Genomic DNA, 15269 nt, shown 5'->3' with positions numbered 1-15269 from the left:
GGCCGGTGGCGCGGGCGAGGGCCCCGCTCAGGTGCGCGTGCCGCTCCGCCGCGTACTTCTGCTCGCGGAGCATCACGTCGAGCCGGTCGGCGAGATCCTCCCGGGCGCCGGGCCGGGCGTCGTGGGCGAGGAGGGCGGCGGTGTGCAGGCCACGGGCCTTCGGCGTCTCGGACTCGGCGGCCCCCGGGCCGTGGACGGTACTGAGATCCTGGAGCAGCGCTTCCATCACGTCCCAGGGCGGCACCTCACGCCCGTCGAGACAGGCCCGCATGCCGTCGGGGTCCCGGTGCCAGAACACCGCGCACCAGCCGCCGGACGGTTCCAGCCGGGCCAGCAGCCCGTGCAGGTAGTCCGCGAACTCCCGGATCCGGACCGGGAGCATCTCCACTGCCATCGCCAACTCCCGTCACGACCGGAGCACTTCGCCCCGTAGGCAACACCCGTCGTGTTACGGGGGCGCTACGGGGAGTTTTCCGGCAGCGTGCAAGGTGCGCCCGCCGGGCGCGGCGGCGCCCGGAAGGGCCCGGAAGGCACCCGGCCCGGGGTCTTCGGCTCAGGCGGCGACCGGTGGCACGAGCGGTGACGCGACCGGCACGCAGCGGCCCACCAGGTCGTCCATCGACAGGTCGAGCGCGTCGGCGAGGGCGGCCACGGTGAAGAACGCCGGAGTGGGGACCCGTCCGGTCTCGATCTTCCGGAGGGTCTCCGGGGAGATGCCGGCGTCCGCCGCGACCTGCGCCATGCTGCGGTCGCCGCGCGCTTCGCGCAGCAGCCGGCCGAGCCGCTCGCCACGTTCGCGCTCTTCGGGGGTGAGAGGGGTGCGTACCATACCGGCATTCTAATACCGGTATAGTAATTGGAATGGTGAAGCTGAAGACCGACACGGAGATCGACGCGATGTACAAGACCGGGCAGGTCGTCGCGGACGCCCTGAAGGCCGTACAGAAGACCGCCGGCGTGGGCGTGTCCCTGCTGGAGCTGGACGAGGTGGCCCGGGAGGTGCTGCGCGGGGCGGGCGCGACCTCGCCCTTCCTGGGCTACCTGCCCTCCTTCGCTCCGACCCCGTTCCCCGCCGTCCTCTGCACGTCCGTCAACGACGCGATCGTGCACGGCGTCCCGGACGGCTACCGGCTGCGCGACGGCGACCTGGTCTCCGTGGACTTCGGCGCGGAGCTGGGCGGCTGGGCGGGCGACTCGGCGGTGAGTTTCATCGTGGGCACGCCCCGCGCGGACGACGTGCGGCTGGTCGAGACCGCCGAGCGGGCCCTGGCGGCGGGCATCGGGGCCGCGGTGGTCGGCAACCGCATCGGGGACATCGCCCACGCGATCGGCACGGTGTGCCGCGCGGCGGGGTACGGCATCCCGGACGGGTTCGGCGGTCACGGGATCGGCCGCCGCATGCACGAGGACCCGTCGGTCCCGAACGAGGGCCGGCCGGGCCGGGGCATGCCCCTGCGGCACGGCATGGTCCTCGCGATCGAGCCCATGCTCGTGGGCGGCGGCACCGACGGCTTCCACGCCGCCTCCGACGGCTGGACCCTGCGCACCGACGACCGCTCCCGGGCCGCCCACGCCGAACACACCGTGGCCATCACCACCGCGGGCCCGCGCATCCTCACCGCCCGCTGAACGCGCCCCGCGCGGGGGTGCGTGCGGTTCCGAGGTGCCGCCCCGGAGTGATCGTGCGAGGGTGATCTCGATCGCGCCGCAGGCGGCACCCGCACCGCGGGGACACGCATGTGTGTAACCGGGAGACGGCCGGGCACCCGCGTCCGGACCGTACGTCGAGCAGTGAGCGCGCCCCGGGCCTCCTTCGGGTTCCCGGTTCCGCCCGGCCCAGGGAGACCCCGCGGGGGCGCCGGAACGGATGTCCATGAGCAGCGGGTTCACGGGTCCGGAGGGCTACGGCTCGGACCCCTTCGAAGAATTCTTCGCACGTTTCTTCAGCGGTCCACGCCCCCGGCAGGTCGACATCGGCCGACTGCTGAGCCAGCCGGCCAGGGAGCTGGTGCGCGGTGCCGCGCAGTACGCCGCCGAGCACGGCAGCCGGGACCTGGACACCCAGCACCTGCTGCGCGCCGCGCTGGCCACCGAGCCGACCCGTGGCCTGCTCAGCCGGGCGGGGGCGGACCCCGACTCCCTGGCCTCGGAGATCGACGAACGGTCCGGGCCCGTCCAGTACGGGCCGGACGACATCCCGCCGCCGACGTCGCTCTCCCTCACCCCCGCCGTGAAGCGGGCCCTGCTGGACGCGCACGAGATGGCCCGGTCGACCGGTGCCGGATACATCGGCCCGGAGCACGTGCTCAGCGCCCTGGCCGCCAACCCCGACTCGGCCGCCGGGCACATCCTGGACGCGGCCCGGTTCGCCTCCACCGGGATGCCGCCCGACGCACCGGACTCCGCGCAGCCCCGCACCGAGCGGCCCCGCACCGCGACGGGCACGCCGACGCTGGACAAGTACGGCCGTGACCTCACCGAGCTGGCCCGTGAGGGCCGCATCGACCCGGTGATCGGGCGGGAGGAGGAGATCGAGCAGACCATCGAGGTGCTCTCCCGGCGCGGCAAGAACAACCCGGTGCTGATCGGTGACGCGGGCGTCGGCAAGACCGCCGTGGTGGAGGGACTGGCGGAGCAGATCGTCGACGGGGACGTGCCCGACGTGCTGCTGGCCCGGCGGGTGGTCGCGCTGGACCTGACGGCCGTGGTCGCCGGGACCCGCTACCGGGGCGACTTCGAGGAGCGGATGACCACCATCGTCGACGAGATCCGCGCCCACTCGGACCGGCTGATCGTCTTCATCGACGAGCTGCACACCGTCGTGGGCGCCGGGGGCGGCGGCGAGGGCGGTTCGATGGACGCCGGCAACATCCTCAAGCCGGCGCTGGCCCGCGGCGAGCTGCACATCGTGGGCGCGACCACGCTGGAGGAGTACCGCCGGATCGAGAAGGACGCGGCACTGGCCCGCCGCTTCCAGCCGATCATGGTGCCGGAGCCCACGCCGTCCGACGCGATCGAGATCCTGCGCGGTCTGCGGGACCGGTACGAGGCCCACCACCAGGTCCGTTACACCGACGAGGCGCTGGTGGCGGCCGTGGAGCTGTCCGACCGCTATCTCAGCGACCGCCGTCTGCCGGACAAGGCGATCGACCTGATCGACCAGGCCGGCGCCCGGGTGCGGCTGCGGTCCCGGACCAAGGGCACGGACGTACGTGCCCTGGAGCAGGAGCTGGAGCAGCTGACCTGCGACAAGGACCAGGCGGTCGCCGACGAGAGGTACGAGCAGGCGACCCAGCTGCGGGACCGCATCGGCGAGCTGAAGGAACGTATCTCCGAGGTCGGTGGCGAGGGCCGGGTCGAAGAGGGCCAGAGTCTGGTGGTGGACACCGAGGCGATCGCGGAGGTGGTGTCCCGGCTGACGGGCATCCCGGTCAGCCGTCTCACCGAGGAGGAGAAGGACCGGCTGCTGGGCCTCGAGGAGCATCTGCACCAGCGTGTCGTCGGCCAGGACGAGGCGGTGCGGGTGGTCGCGGAGGCGGTGCTGCGCTCCCGGGCCGGGCTCGCCAGTCCCGACCGGCCGATCGGCAGTTTCCTGTTCCTCGGGCCGACCGGCGTCGGCAAGACGGAGCTGGCGCGGGCGCTGGCCGAGGCTCTGTTCGGCAGCGAGGACCGCATGGTCCGCCTCGACATGAGCGAGTACCAGGAGCGGCACACCGTCAGCCGGCTGGTCGGCGCCCCGCCCGGGTACGTCGGCCACGAGGAGGCGGGGCAGCTGACCGAGGTGGTGCGCAGGCATCCGTACTCGCTGCTCCTGCTCGACGAGGTGGAGAAGGCGCATCCGGACGTCTTCAACATCCTGCTCCAGGTCCTCGACGACGGCCGGCTGACCGACTCCCAGGGCCGGACGGTGGACTTCAGCAACACCGTGATCGTGATGACGAGCAACCTCGGTTCGGATGCCATCACCCGGCGCGGCGGGACGCTGGGCTTCGCGACGGGCGGCGCGGAAGCGGACGAGGAGGCGCGGCGGGAGCAGATCCTGCGGCCGCTGCGGGAGCACTTCCGGCCCGAGTTCCTCAACCGGATCGACGAGGTGGTGGTGTTCCGTCAGCTGACCGCCGAGGAACTGCGGCGGATCACCGGTCTGCTGCTGGAGTCGACGCGGCGCGGGCTGCGGGGGCAGGGCGTCACGGTCGAGTTCACCGGGGCGGCCGTGGACTGGCTGGCGCGGCGCGGGCATGAGCCCGAGTACGGGGCGCGGCCGCTGCGCCGCACCATCCAGCGGGAGGTCGACAACCAGCTCTCCCGGCTGCTGCTGGACGGCAGTGTCCGCAGCGGTGACCGGGTGACGGTGGACGCGGCGGACGGGAACCTCACGTTCCGGACCGGGGCGGGGGCCGGCGCAGCGGCGGGGAACGACGCCGGCGCAGGGGCCGGGACCGGCTCGACGGCCGGGACCGGAGCCAGCGGCGGTTCGACGATCGGCACCGACGTCCCCGGCACCGACTCCGCCACCGGTCGCGAGGAGCCTCCGGCGCCCGAACCGCCCGGACGGTGAGCGTACGGGCGCCCGTTCCCCTCCAGGGGCACGGGCGCCTTCCCGCCGGGCGGGCCCGCGGCCTACTTCCCCGGACGCACCACCATCGCCGAGCCGCCGCCCCGGCGGGTCTTCTCCGCCGCGGCGACCCACCGGCCGTCCGGCAGCCGCTGCACGGCGGTGGTCGCGCCGATCTCCGGGTTGGCCTGGAAGGAGTGCCCGATGGCCTCCAGCTTCCGCCGTACCGCGCTGTCGTACAGGCCGGGTTCGAGGTCCGTGCGGGCCGTGTTGCGCTGGCTGGCGCGCGGCGCGGCGATCGCGTCGGCCAGCGGCAGACCGCGGTCGAGGAACCCGGTGAGGGTCTGCAGCACGGTGGTGATGATGGTCGAACCGCCGGGCGAACCGAGCGCCACGACCGGCCGGTCGTGGCGGTCGAGCACGATCGTCGGGGCCATCGAGGACCGGGGCCGCTTGCCGGGACCCGGCAGGTTCGGGTCGTGCACGGCCGGGTTCGCCGGGGCGAAGGAGAAGTCCGTCAGCTCGTTGTTGAGCAGGAACCCGCGGCCCGGCACGGTGATGCCGCTGCCGCCGGTCTGCTCGATGGTGAGGGTGTAGGAGACCACGTTGCCCCACCGGTCGGCGGTGGTGAGGTGCGTGGTGCTCTCGCCCTCGTACGTCGTCGGGGCCGCGGTGCCGCCGGTCGCGCAGGCCGCGGGGTCGCGCGGGTCACCGGGGGCGAGCGGGCTGGTGAGGACGGCGTCGTCCTGGATGAGGCACTCACGGGAGTCGGCGTACCGCTGGGAGAGCAGTTCCTTCGTCGGTACGTCCTCGAAGGCGGGGTCGCCGACCCAGCGGCCCCGGTCGGCGAACGCGATGCGGCTCGCTTCGATGAGGCGGTGCAGGTAGCGGGTCTCGTCGGCGCGGGACAGGTCGGTCCGCTCCAGGATGTTGAGGGCCTCGCCGACCGTGGTGCCGCCGGAGGAGGAGGGCGCCATGGCGTAGACGTCGAGGCCGCGGTACGACGTCCTGGTGGGCGCCTGGAGCTTGGTCCGGTACGCCGCGAGGTCCCGGGTGGACAGCTCGCCGGGGCGGGCGTTCCAGCCGGAGTCCGGGTCCACGGGCGGCTTGTTGACCGTGTTCACGATGTCCCGGCCGATGCCGCCCCGGTACAGCGCGTCGACGCCCTTCCCGCTCAGCTCCGCGTAGGTGCGGGCGAGGTCGGGGTTCTTGAAGGTGGTGCCGACGACCGGGAGCTCACCGCCGGGCAGGAACAGTTCGGCGGTGTCGGGGAAGTGGCGGAAACGGGTCTCGTTGGCGGCGGTCTGGGCGCGGAAGGTGCTGTCCACGGTGAATCCGTCGCGGGCGAGCCGCTGCGCGGGGGCCAGGACCGTCCGCAGGGACTTGCTGCCCCACTGGTCGAGCGCCCGCTGCCAGGTGGCCGGGGTGCCCGGGGTGCCGACGGCGAGGCCACTGCTGACGGCTTCGGCGAAGGGGAGGGGGGCGCCGTTCTCCAGGAAGAGGCCGGAGTCGGCGGTCAGCGGGGCGGTCTCGCGTCCGTCGATCGTCCGCACGGTGCGGGACCCGGCGTCGTAGTGGACGAAGTAGCCGCCTCCGCCGATACCGGCCGAGTAGGGCTCGGTGACGCCGAGCGCGGCGGCGGTGGCGACGGCCGCGTCGACGGCGTTGCCGCCGTTCCTGAGGACCTCGATGCCGGCGGCGGAGGCGTCGGCGTCGACGCTGGAGACCGCTCCGCCGTGGCCGACGGCCACCGGGGTCTTGGCAGGGGTCGGGCCGGGCCCGCCGCCCTGCGGCATGGCGGCCGATGACGGCGCTGCCGCCCCCGACGAGACCACGAGGGCGGTGACCGCCAGAACCGTCAGTTTCCGTCCGACACGAGGACGCATCCGCACCTCCGTTGAAGGGCTGTCCGCGCAGCCTAATTCATTGCCATGCCCGCGTCAGGAACCTCGCGGGGCGTGCCGTCGCGGGTTCCCGGACGTCCTTTCCCCGGACGTCTCGAACACGGGTTTGCCCGAGCCCGCTAGCATGCGCGCCCATGAGTGACGACGTACGCAACATTGTTCTGGGTGTGGTCGCCTCCGGCCTCTCCGCCGCACTGGGCTGGATCGCCCGTACCTACCTGTGGAAGCGCAAGCTCAGGCGCAAGCAGGCCTTTTTCGGACTGCCGGACAACTCCGAGTCGCTCCTCGTCGTCAACCGCGATCCTGCCACGGCGGAACCGGCCGTGCATCGTTTCGACGTGTTCTCGCTGCTCGAGCTCTCGGCGCTGATCAAGGACTGCGGGGCGCATGTCCAGGTGGTCACGCAGGACGCGGCCCACCAGGGTTTCGGTGAGCGCACGGAGTTCTGCGTGGGGGGACCCGCGTCGAACCGGCGGATGGTGGCCCACATGGCGGCGATGCTGCCGGGGGTGCGCGTCACCATGGATCCGGAGCCGGGCCCGGACCGGGGCGCCTTCCGGATCGGCACCGAGCTCTACCGGATGGAACCGGGTGTCACGGAGTACGTCCTGCTCGCCCGGCTCACCGTCGGTGAACAGCACGGCACCCGGCCGGTGTTCCTGTTCTGCGGCCAGCGTGCGATCACCAACCAGGCCGCCACCCGCTATCTCGCCCGCCATCACGAGCGCCTGGCCCGCAAGCACGGTTCCCATTCCTTCGTCCTGCTGCTGAAGGTCGTCAACTCGCAGGCCTACGGCCCTGATGTCGTCGAGGTGGTCGGGGACGTGACACGCGCCGCGCAGACCCCCCTGCCGGACCCCGCCGCCGAATCCCCCGCCGCCTCGGTACCCGCTCCGGCGCCCACCTCGCGCAAGAGGCAGCAGAAGTCCTGAACCGCCCGGGGAGGCGCACGGGCGGGCGACCGGGCACAACCCGCCCGACGCGCAGCTGACCTTCTACTCGCCGGCGAACAGCCCGTGGTGCGGGCCGCCTTCGCCGTGCGGACAGTGATCTCCGACTGCCGCCGGACGGGACTGGCCAATGTGAACCGCCGCCCCCGCGGACGTGGGGCGGTGGGCCCCTCCCGGCGGCGGCGTCCCCCGCTCCGACCGCGAAGTCCCCCTCCCCACCGGGATGGAGAAAACATCGTAGTCGAGGCCGGGCGGGGCGGATGTCCCCGCGTCACCCCGCTCACTGTTCGAGAGCCCTGAAGACGAAGCCCTCGGCCCGGTTCCCGCTCGGATCCGTGAAGAACCCGTAGGGCGTACAGCCCTCGGCGATACGGCCGTTGGCCAGGAAGCCGCCGGCCATGAAGTCGACCGGCCGACGGCAGGGCGGGCGAAGCCCTCCCGTACGTGACGATGATCACGGCCAAGTCCGCTCCGGCCAGGTGCCGCATGACGTCCAGGGCCTCGTCGATCACGCCGGCCCCGACGGTCTCCGGCCGGTTGCCCGCCCGGTACGGGGCGGACCGCCCGCCCCCGACGCGCCGATGAGGACGACCGCCTCTCCCCTGCCCGCGGCGAGGCCGAGGCCCCGCAGGGCGCGCGGCCCGGGAGCCCGGCCTGCGCCCGGTGGGCGCCGGGGCGCGGGCCGGCCGGGACCGGAGCGCCCGTCCGGCGTCTCACGCCTCCGCGACCTCGGCGTACAGCTGGGACAATTCGGGCACGCCGCCGGCGGCCCAGGCGCGCCCGGAGTCCACGACGTCGAACTCCCGCCCGGAGGCGAGCCGTACGACGGGCTGCCCGTCGGACCGGATCTCCCAGACGGCTCCCGGCACGGTGCGCACGATGACCGTGCCCAGATACAGCCCGGCGTCGTTGCCCAGCCGGGTCAGGGTGTCCTCGTCGTCCCGCCAGCTTCCCGGGACCATCTGGTCCAGCGCTTCCAACGAGGCCGGGGAGTCGTCCAGTCGGACACCGGCCCGGGACACCTGGGAGCGCAGCAGCTCGCACTCGGCGAGGAGTTCCGCGAGGCCTTCGGCATCACGGACTCCGGGCTTCTGGCGCCGGTGGCCCAGGAAGGGGATGTTCATCCCTCCAGCGTGACATTCGTACCGCCGTCCGCACCACAGGGCACGCGGACAACTGCCGCCGGGTGGCCGGTTACTGATCTTCGGTGGCCGGTGATCACACGTCCAGGTCGACCACGACCGGCGCGTGGTCCGAGGCGCCCTTGCCCTTGCGCTCCTCGCGGTCGACGTAGGCGTCGGAAACGGCCTTGGCGAACGGCTCGTTGCCGTACACCAGGTCGATGCGCATGCCGCGGTTCTTGGGGAAGCCGAGCTGGCGGTAGTCCCAGTACGTGAACGGGTGGTCGTACTTCAGCGGGCGCGGGACCACGTCGGTCAGGCCGGTCTCGCGCAGGGCGGCGAGGGCGGCGCGCTCGGCCGGGGTGACATGGGTGGAGCCCTCGAAGACGGTGATGTCGTGCACGTCGTCGTCGGTCGGCGCCACGTTGTAGTCGCCGAGGACCGCGAACGGGCGGCCGCCCGCCGCGTCGCCGGCCACGGCGGCCTTCAGCGCCTCGAACCACTGGAGCTTGTACGCGTAGTGCGCGTGCTCCACCTCACGCCCGTTGGGCACGTACACCGACCAGACGCGGACCGGGCCGCAGGTCGCGGAGACGGCCCGGGGCTCCAGCGAACCGTCGTAGCCCGGGTCGCCGGGCAGTCCCTTGACGACGTCCTCGAGGCCCACGCGGGAGAGCACCGCCACGCCGTTCCACCGGCCGGTGGCGTGCACCGCCGACTCGTAGCCCAGCTCGCGCAGTTGCTCCACCGGGAAGTTCTCCTCGGCGACCTTGGCCTCCTGGAGGCACAGCACGTCCGTGCCGCTGCTCTCCAGCCAGGCCAGGAGCCTCGGCAGGCGGGCGGTGATCGAGTTGACGTTCCAGGTGGCGATGCGCATGCTCCACAACCTACCCGGCGCCTGTGACAATGCCCGGCCGTCGGGGGCCGAAGGCCTGACTCACAGCTCGGCCGTCGCCCCCGGGGCCAGTCGCAGGTGCTCAGCGCCGCCGAGGGCCCCGATCTGGCGGTCGTAGATCGGACGGGCCAGATCGGTGAGCAGGGCGTCGTGGATGTCGTAGGCGCGCTCCGGCCGGACCTCGCGGACGTAGTCGATGACCTCCGAGATCTTGTTCCAGGGAGCCATGACGGGGAGCATCAGCGTCCGGACCGGGTGGTCGGGGACGGTGAGGGCGTCGCCGGGGTGGAAGAGGGCGCCGTCGTCGACGAGGTAGCCGACGTTGGTGACCCGCGGGATGTCCGGGTGGATCACGGCGTGCAGCTCGCCGTGCACCTGCACCTCGAAGCCCGCGGCGGTGAACGTGTCGCCGTGGCCGACGGTGTGCACCCGGCCCGGGAAGGCGGCCGAGAGCTGGTCCGCCACGGACTTCAGGGTCCAGATCCCGACGGCCGGGTCGGCCTCCAGCGCGGCCCTGAGCCTCCCCTCGTCGAAGTGGTCCGGGTGTTCGTGCGTGACGAGGACGGCGTCCGCGCCGAGCGCGGCGTCCTCCTCGCTGAACCCTCCGGGGTCGACGACGAGGGTGCGGCCGTCCTTCTCCAGTCGGACGCAGGAGTGCGACTTCTTCGTAAGCCTCATACGTCCATCCTGCCTCCTCAGGACTCGTTCCAGGGTCTCGCTCCCGGGCCTCACCCCTGGGTCTCGCTCCAGGGCCTCACTCCTGGGGTGTGGTCTCCTCGCGGACCACCTGCTGGGCCACACGGAACGCGCTGTTCGCCGCGGGGACACCGCAGTAGACGGCCGCCTGGAGCAGGACCTCCCTGATCTCCCCGGGAGTGAGGCCGTTGCGCAGGGCGGCCCGGGTGTGGACGGCGAGGTCCTCCAGGTGGCCGCCGGCGGCCAGGGCGGTGAGGGTGACGCAGCTGCGGGTGCGCCGGTCCAGGCCGGGCCGGTCCCAGACCCCGCCCCAGACGGAGCGGGTGACGTACTCCTGGAAGTCGCCCGAGAAGTCGTCGGTCTGCGCCAGCACCTGGTCGACGTGCGCGTCGCCCAGCACCTCACGGCGGACCTTGAGCCCGGTCTCGTACAGGTCGGGTTCGCCCTCCTGGGGGTGCGGCGGGACGGCGGCGGCGATCTCGGCGACGGGCCCGGTCTGCTGCGGTACGACCACCTGCCCCGCCTGGACCTGGACGGCGGGCAGGGCGATGTGTCCGGTGGCGGCCTCGAAGGCGGGCTGCCAGGCGGTGGAGAAGTGCCGGACCAGAAGGTCGGTGACGGCGGCGGGCTGCTCCACCGGCACGAGGTGGGAGGCGCCGGGCACGACGGCCAGCCGGGCGTCCGGCACCCCGGCGACCAGCGTGCGGGCCTCGGCGGGGCCGGTGACCTGGTCGTCCGAGCCGACCAGCACCAGCGTCGGCACGCCGACGCTGCCGAGGTCGGCCCGTACGTCGAACGAGGCGAGGGCCTCGCAGGCGGCGATGTAGCAGCCCGGGTCGGTGGTGCGCACCATCTGCACGGCCCACTCGGTGATCGCGGGCTGCGCGGCCGCGAAACCACTGGTGAACCAGCGGTCGGGCGCGGTGCGGGCGATCGGGTCGAGCCCGTTCGTGCGGACGATCACCCCGCGCTGGCGGAACTCGTCGGCGGTGCCGAACCGGGGCGAGGCGGCGATCAGGGCGAGGGAGGCGAGGCGTTCGGGGTGGCGCAGGGCCAGTTCGAGGCCGATCGCGCCGCCGAGCGCGCAGCCCGCGTAGCCGAAGCGCTGCACGCCGAGGCCTTCGAGGGTGGCGAGCAGCCGTCCGGTGAGATCGCCGACCGACCCCCCGGGGTACGCGGGGGCGCCTCCGTGTCCGGGCAGATCGAACCGGAACACACGCCACTGCTTCGTCAGTTCGGGGATCTGCCGGTCCCACATGTGCCACGTCGTGCCGAGCGAGGGGCCCAGGATCAGCACGGGCGCTTCCTCTGGCCCGTCACAGCGGTACTGCAGGGTCGGGGTCGTCACTTCACTCACGCGGGCCACGTTCTCACATCTCACGATTTCTCACATGAAGGGGTCCGGCGGCCTTGCGGAGCTCCCCACATTGTGCTGACCTCGCAAAGATCCGCGGCGTCCGGCTTCACATCACAGCGATCCCAGCGTTCCATGGTCCCCTGCCCCGGTGTCCGTTCCCGCCCGGCCGCGGTGTCCTGCGCACGCGCGGCCCGTCACTGTCTGCGGGTATCTGCGGGTCATATTCTGCGGGCCCCGGCGCGTCCTGTCCGTAAGTCTCGTGGACCGGTCAGGTTTTCGGCCACGAACGTCACGCGGGCGCGGGGCGTCACAGGGCGTCCGGAGCGTCCGGGCCGGGTTCCCCTGCTCCGCCACCGCGTCCTCCGCCGGTGATCACCGCACGGCGCTGCCACCGATTACGGGACGGAGCCGGCCCTGCCTTGTTGGGCGAGGCGGTACAGCCGCAGGGCGACTTGGATTTCGAGGGCTTTGCCGGGGGTGTTCCAGTCGGGGCCGAGGAGTTGTGCGACGCGGTCGAGACGCTGGACCACGGTGTTGACGTGGACGTGGAGGGCGTCCTTGGCCCGGGCGAGGCTGGCACCGTGGTGGAAGTAGGCGGTGAGGGTACGGGCGAGTTCCGTGCCGCGCTGGGCGTCGTAGGTGAGAACGGGGCCGAGGACGCGGTCCACGTACCCGGTGATGTCCGTCCGGTCGCCGAGGAGGACCCCGAGGAAGCCGAGGTCGGTCAGGGCGGCGCCGTCGCCGGTGCGGCCGAGTGCTTCGAGTGCCTGGAGGCAGCGGTGCGCCTCGTCGTGGGTGTGCGGAAGGTGTTCCGGGCCCGTGGCGGGGCCTGCGGCTCCGACCGTGATGGGGGTGCCGAGGCCGCGGGTCAGTTCGTGGGCGAGTTCCTGGGCGAGTGCGCCCGGATGCGAGGTGGGTGCGAGCAGGACGGTGTGCCCGCTGCGGGTGCCGGCCAGGCCGCCGAGTAGGCGTGCACGGCGCGCGGCCTCGGTGAGCAGGCGTGAGCGCAGGGCCGGATCACAGGTGAGGACGAGGACCGCGTGGGGCCTGGCGAGATGGATGTCCAGCTTTCTGGCGCGCAGCGTCAGGCTGCCCGTGTTGCGATGGCCGCCCGGTTGTTGGGCGGTGAGCAGGTCGTCGAGGAGTTCGCCACGGACGCGGTCCTCCGCTTCGGCCACCGACCGGCGCAGGAGGAGCAGCAGGGCGGTGACCAGACCGGCTCGTTCGAACAGGTGCCGGTCGGCGTCCGTGAGATCGGCCCGGCCGGTGAGGACGAGACTGCCGAGGAGTTCCGGGCCCGCCAGGACGGCGCACACCCAGCTGCCGTCGACGGGGACGGCCCGCCCGCCTCTGCGGGAAGCTTCGATTCCCTGCTCGGACAGGGTGACGGGACCGGTTTTCAGGCGGGCGAGTTCGGTGCCGTCCGCGTCGTGGATGGCCAGGCCTCCGCCGAGGAGGGCCGCGATCTCGCGGGCCACGTCGTCGACGGCGCCGCCTCTGAGGACCAGGTCGGTGAGCCGGTCGTGGGCGTCGGCCGCGCGGTGCAGGGCGTCGCTGTGGGCGCGAGCCGTTCCGTTGGCGGCGTTCAGTTCGACGAGAGCGGAGCGGGTCTCTTCCAGCAGGCGTGCGCTGTCGATGGCCACGGCGGCGTGGTCGGCCAGGGAGGAGAGCAGGGCGATGGCCTCGGGGGCGAAGTCGCGCGGAGTGCGGTCCGCGGCGAACAGGACGCCGATCACACGTCGGCCGACGCGCAGTGGTACGCCGAGGATGCCGCGCAGGCCCTCCTCGCCGACGCCTTCGTCAATGGCTCCGGTGTGCTTGAAGCGGTGGTCGGTGCGGTAGTCGGGGCTCGCGTAGGGGCGGGCGGTCTGCGCGACCAGACCGCCGAGGCCTTCTCCCATGCCGAGGCGCAGTTGCTGGAACTTGGCGGAGACCGAGCCGGCGGTCACCCGCATGAACGTGTCGCCCGCGGCGGGGTCGTTCAGGGTGAGGTAGGCGACGTCGGTGCCCAGCAGGGTGCGCGCCCGGTGCACGATGGCGCGCAGTACGGAGTCCAGGTCGCGCAGCGCGGCCAGGTCGCTCGCGGTGTCGAACAGGGCGGCGAGCTCGGCCTCCCGTCGCCGGCGCTGGGCCAGGGTCCGCTGGATGTCCAGCGCGGTCCGGGTGGCCTCGTCGATGACGTCCTGGTCGTGCGGGCCGGCGCCCGCGGCGCGTGCCTGTGCCGCGGGCCGGGCCAGTTGCTCGGCCGGAGCGTCCGCGGCGAGCAGGGCGAGCAACTGCCGGAGTGCTGCCGTCACCGCGGTGGAGGCGTCGTTCTCGGTGGTCATGACGGCAGTCTTCCCTCCGGCGCCGCGGCTGGTGCGTGGATGGGCTGTGGTGGCTGGTCCGAAGAGCGCTGCGCCCGAAGTGGACGTACCGCGGTCCGCCCGTGTCCTCCTTGACCGAGCGGACCGCGGCACGGTGATTCCTCAGACCCGGTGGGGACTGGCGACCGGTGCCTCCTGCTGCTGCTCCGGCGACGCATCCGTGGTCGAGACGGTCAGGTCACGGCCACGGGTCTCCTTGATGACGACGACGGTGATGGCGGTGATCACCGCGGCGGCAGAGAGGTACACGGCGATGGGAGTCGACGATCCGTAACGCCTGAGGAGCTCGACGGCGATGATGGGGGCGAGGGCGCCGGCGACGATGGAGGCGAGCTGTGAGCCCACGGAGGCCCCGGAGTAGCGGACCTTGGTGTCGAACATCTCGGAGATGAAGGCGGCCTGGGGACCGTACATCGCGCCGTGGAGCAGCAGGCCCGCGGTGACCGACAGGGTGATCACGGTGAAGGACTCCGTGTCGACCAGGGAGAAGAAGAAGAACGCCCAGACGGCCATGCCGAGGGCGCCGATCAGCGTCACGGGCCTGCGGCCGATGCGGTCGGACAGCGCTCCCCACAGCGGGATGGTGACGAAGTGGACGGCGGAGGCGATCAGGACGGCGTTCAGCGCGGTGCTCTTCGGCAGGTCCAGGTGGGTGGTGACATAGACCAGCAGGAAGGAGGTCACGATGTAGTAGGAGATGTTCTCGCCGAACCGGACGCCGATGGCCCCGAGCACCTCACGCCAGCTGCGGCGGAAGACCTCGATGACGGGCGCCTCGGCCTTGGCCCCCTTGGCTGCGTCCGCTTCGGCCTTGGCCTGGGCGGCGAGGAAGACCGGCGATTCGGTCACCGAGATGCGGATCCACAGTCCGACCACGACCAGGACGCCGGAGAGCAGGAAGGGGATGCGCCAGCCCCAGGACAGGAATGCCGCTTCGGACTGGACGGAGGCCAGCAGCGCGAGGACGGCGGTGGCCAGCAGGTTGCCGGCGGGGACGCCGCACTGCGGCCAGGAGGCCCAGAAGCCGCGGTGCTTGTCGCCCCCGTGCTCGGAGACGATCAGCACGGCGCCGCCCCATTCGCCGCCCAGGGCGAAGCCCTGGATCAGGCGCAGCACGGTGAGCAGGATCGGGGCGCCGACGCCGATGGTGCCGTAGGTGGGCAGCAGGCCCATGGCGAAGGTGGCGCCGCCCATCATCAGCAGGCTGAGCACGAGCAGCTTCTTACGGCCGATCTTGTCGCCGTAGTGGCCGAAGACCATGCCGCCGATCGGCCGGGCCAGGAACCCGATCGCGTAGGTCATGAAGGCGAGCAGCGTGCCCACCAGCGGGTCGCTGTTGGGGAAGAAGAGGGTGTTGAACACCAGCGCGGCGGCGGAACCGTAGAGGAAGAAGTCGTACCACTCGACGGTGGTGCCGATCAGGCT

The 15269-nt window shown here is 72.6% G+C and carries 11 protein-coding genes and 1 pseudogene; 3 read left to right on the top strand and 9 right to left on the bottom strand.

Annotated features, from left to right (window positions below; all coding sequences use genetic code 11):
* Positions 1-394 (bottom strand): annotated as a pseudogene (locus AOK11_RS04200) (hypothetical protein); the annotation flags it as partial.
* 159 nt (positions 395-553) lie between these two features.
* On the bottom strand, positions 554-829 hold the full coding sequence (locus AOK11_RS04195) for a helix-turn-helix domain-containing protein (RefSeq protein ID WP_055592261.1): 276 nt from the start codon (positions 827-829) through the stop codon (positions 554-556).
* Between the two features lie 32 nt (positions 830-861).
* On the opposite strand from AOK11_RS04195, the gene map reads away from it, so the two are divergent.
* The gene (map, locus tag AOK11_RS04190) at positions 862-1629 is read left to right on the top strand and encodes a type I methionyl aminopeptidase (RefSeq protein WP_055592260.1); all 768 of its coding nucleotides are present in this window, start codon (positions 862-864) and stop codon (positions 1627-1629) included.
* A gap of 244 nt (positions 1630-1873) precedes the next feature.
* Entirely contained in the window at positions 1874-4558 is a 2685-nt protein-coding gene (locus tag AOK11_RS04185; RefSeq protein ID WP_079034621.1) for an ATP-dependent Clp protease ATP-binding subunit, read from the top strand.
* Positions 4559-4620: 62 nt separating this feature from the next.
* Here AOK11_RS04185 and ggt read toward each other — a convergent pair whose 3' ends face one another.
* Complete coding sequence (ggt, locus tag AOK11_RS04180; protein ID WP_055592259.1) at positions 4621-6441, bottom strand: gamma-glutamyltransferase; 1821 nt, start codon at positions 6439-6441, stop codon at positions 4621-4623.
* 152 nt (positions 6442-6593) lie between these two features.
* On the opposite strand from ggt, the gene AOK11_RS04175 reads away from it, so the two are divergent.
* Positions 6594-7391: a hypothetical protein gene (locus AOK11_RS04175; protein ID WP_055592258.1), complete on the top strand. Its 798-nt coding sequence runs from the start codon at positions 6594-6596 to the stop codon at positions 7389-7391.
* Positions 7392-8122: 731 nt separating this feature from the next.
* On the opposite strand, the gene AOK11_RS04170 is transcribed toward AOK11_RS04175, so the two are convergent.
* From AOK11_RS04170 to AOK11_RS04145, 6 genes are all read right to left on the bottom strand, one after another.
* Complete coding sequence (locus AOK11_RS04170) at positions 8123-8533, bottom strand: DUF6278 family protein (RefSeq protein WP_055592257.1); 411 nt, start codon at positions 8531-8533, stop codon at positions 8123-8125.
* Positions 8534-8627: 94 nt separating this feature from the next.
* On the bottom strand, positions 8628-9407 hold the full coding sequence (locus AOK11_RS04165) for an exodeoxyribonuclease III (RefSeq protein WP_055592256.1): 780 nt from the start codon (positions 9405-9407) through the stop codon (positions 8628-8630).
* Between the two features lie 60 nt (positions 9408-9467).
* Entirely contained in the window at positions 9468-10103 is a 636-nt protein-coding gene (locus AOK11_RS04160) for an MBL fold metallo-hydrolase (protein ID WP_055592255.1), read from the bottom strand.
* 76 nt (positions 10104-10179) lie between these two features.
* Positions 10180-11478: a bifunctional 3-oxoadipate enol-lactonase/4-carboxymuconolactone decarboxylase PcaDC gene (pcaDC, locus tag AOK11_RS04155; RefSeq protein ID WP_055592262.1), complete on the bottom strand. Its 1299-nt coding sequence runs from the start codon at positions 11476-11478 to the stop codon at positions 10180-10182.
* A gap of 395 nt (positions 11479-11873) precedes the next feature.
* The gene (locus AOK11_RS04150; RefSeq protein WP_055592254.1) at positions 11874-13805 is read right to left on the bottom strand and encodes a GAF domain-containing protein; all 1932 of its coding nucleotides are present in this window, start codon (positions 13803-13805) and stop codon (positions 11874-11876) included.
* A gap of 141 nt (positions 13806-13946) precedes the next feature.
* The coding region (locus AOK11_RS04145; protein WP_055592253.1) for an MFS transporter at positions 13947-15269 on the bottom strand (1323 nt) is incomplete at its 5' end.

Origin of the sequence: Streptomyces hirsutus, assembly GCF_001418415.1 — a bacterium.
Taxonomy (GTDB): Bacteria; Actinomycetota; Actinomycetes; order Streptomycetales; family Streptomycetaceae; genus Streptomyces; species Streptomyces hirsutus.
Note: the sequence above shows the minus strand (reverse complement) of the source record. Positions and strands in the feature narration are given on the sequence as shown.

What these genes read in the sequence shown, in the direction of transcription:
- AOK11_RS04195 (WP_055592261.1), bottom strand. Translation starts at nt 829, where the DNA reads ATGGTACGCACCCCTCTCACCCCCGAAGAGCGCGAACGTGGCGAGCGG.
- map (WP_055592260.1), top strand. Translation starts at nt 862, where the DNA reads ATGGTGAAGCTGAAGACCGACACGGAGATCGACGCGATGTACAAGACC.
- AOK11_RS04185 (WP_079034621.1), top strand. Translation starts at nt 1,874, where the DNA reads ATGAGCAGCGGGTTCACGGGTCCGGAGGGCTACGGCTCGGACCCCTTC.
- ggt (WP_055592259.1), bottom strand. Translation starts at nt 6,441, where the DNA reads ATGCGTCCTCGTGTCGGACGGAAACTGACGGTTCTGGCGGTCACCGCC.
- AOK11_RS04175 (WP_055592258.1), top strand. Translation starts at nt 6,594, where the DNA reads ATGAGTGACGACGTACGCAACATTGTTCTGGGTGTGGTCGCCTCCGGC.
- AOK11_RS04170 (WP_055592257.1), bottom strand. Translation starts at nt 8,533, where the DNA reads ATGAACATCCCCTTCCTGGGCCACCGGCGCCAGAAGCCCGGAGTCCGT.
- AOK11_RS04165 (WP_055592256.1), bottom strand. Translation starts at nt 9,407, where the DNA reads ATGCGCATCGCCACCTGGAACGTCAACTCGATCACCGCCCGCCTGCCG.
- AOK11_RS04160 (WP_055592255.1), bottom strand. Translation starts at nt 10,103, where the DNA reads ATGAGGCTTACGAAGAAGTCGCACTCCTGCGTCCGACTGGAGAAGGAC.
- AOK11_RS04150 (WP_055592254.1), bottom strand. Translation starts at nt 13,805, where the DNA reads ATGACCACCGAGAACGACGCCTCCACCGCGGTGACGGCAGCACTCCGG.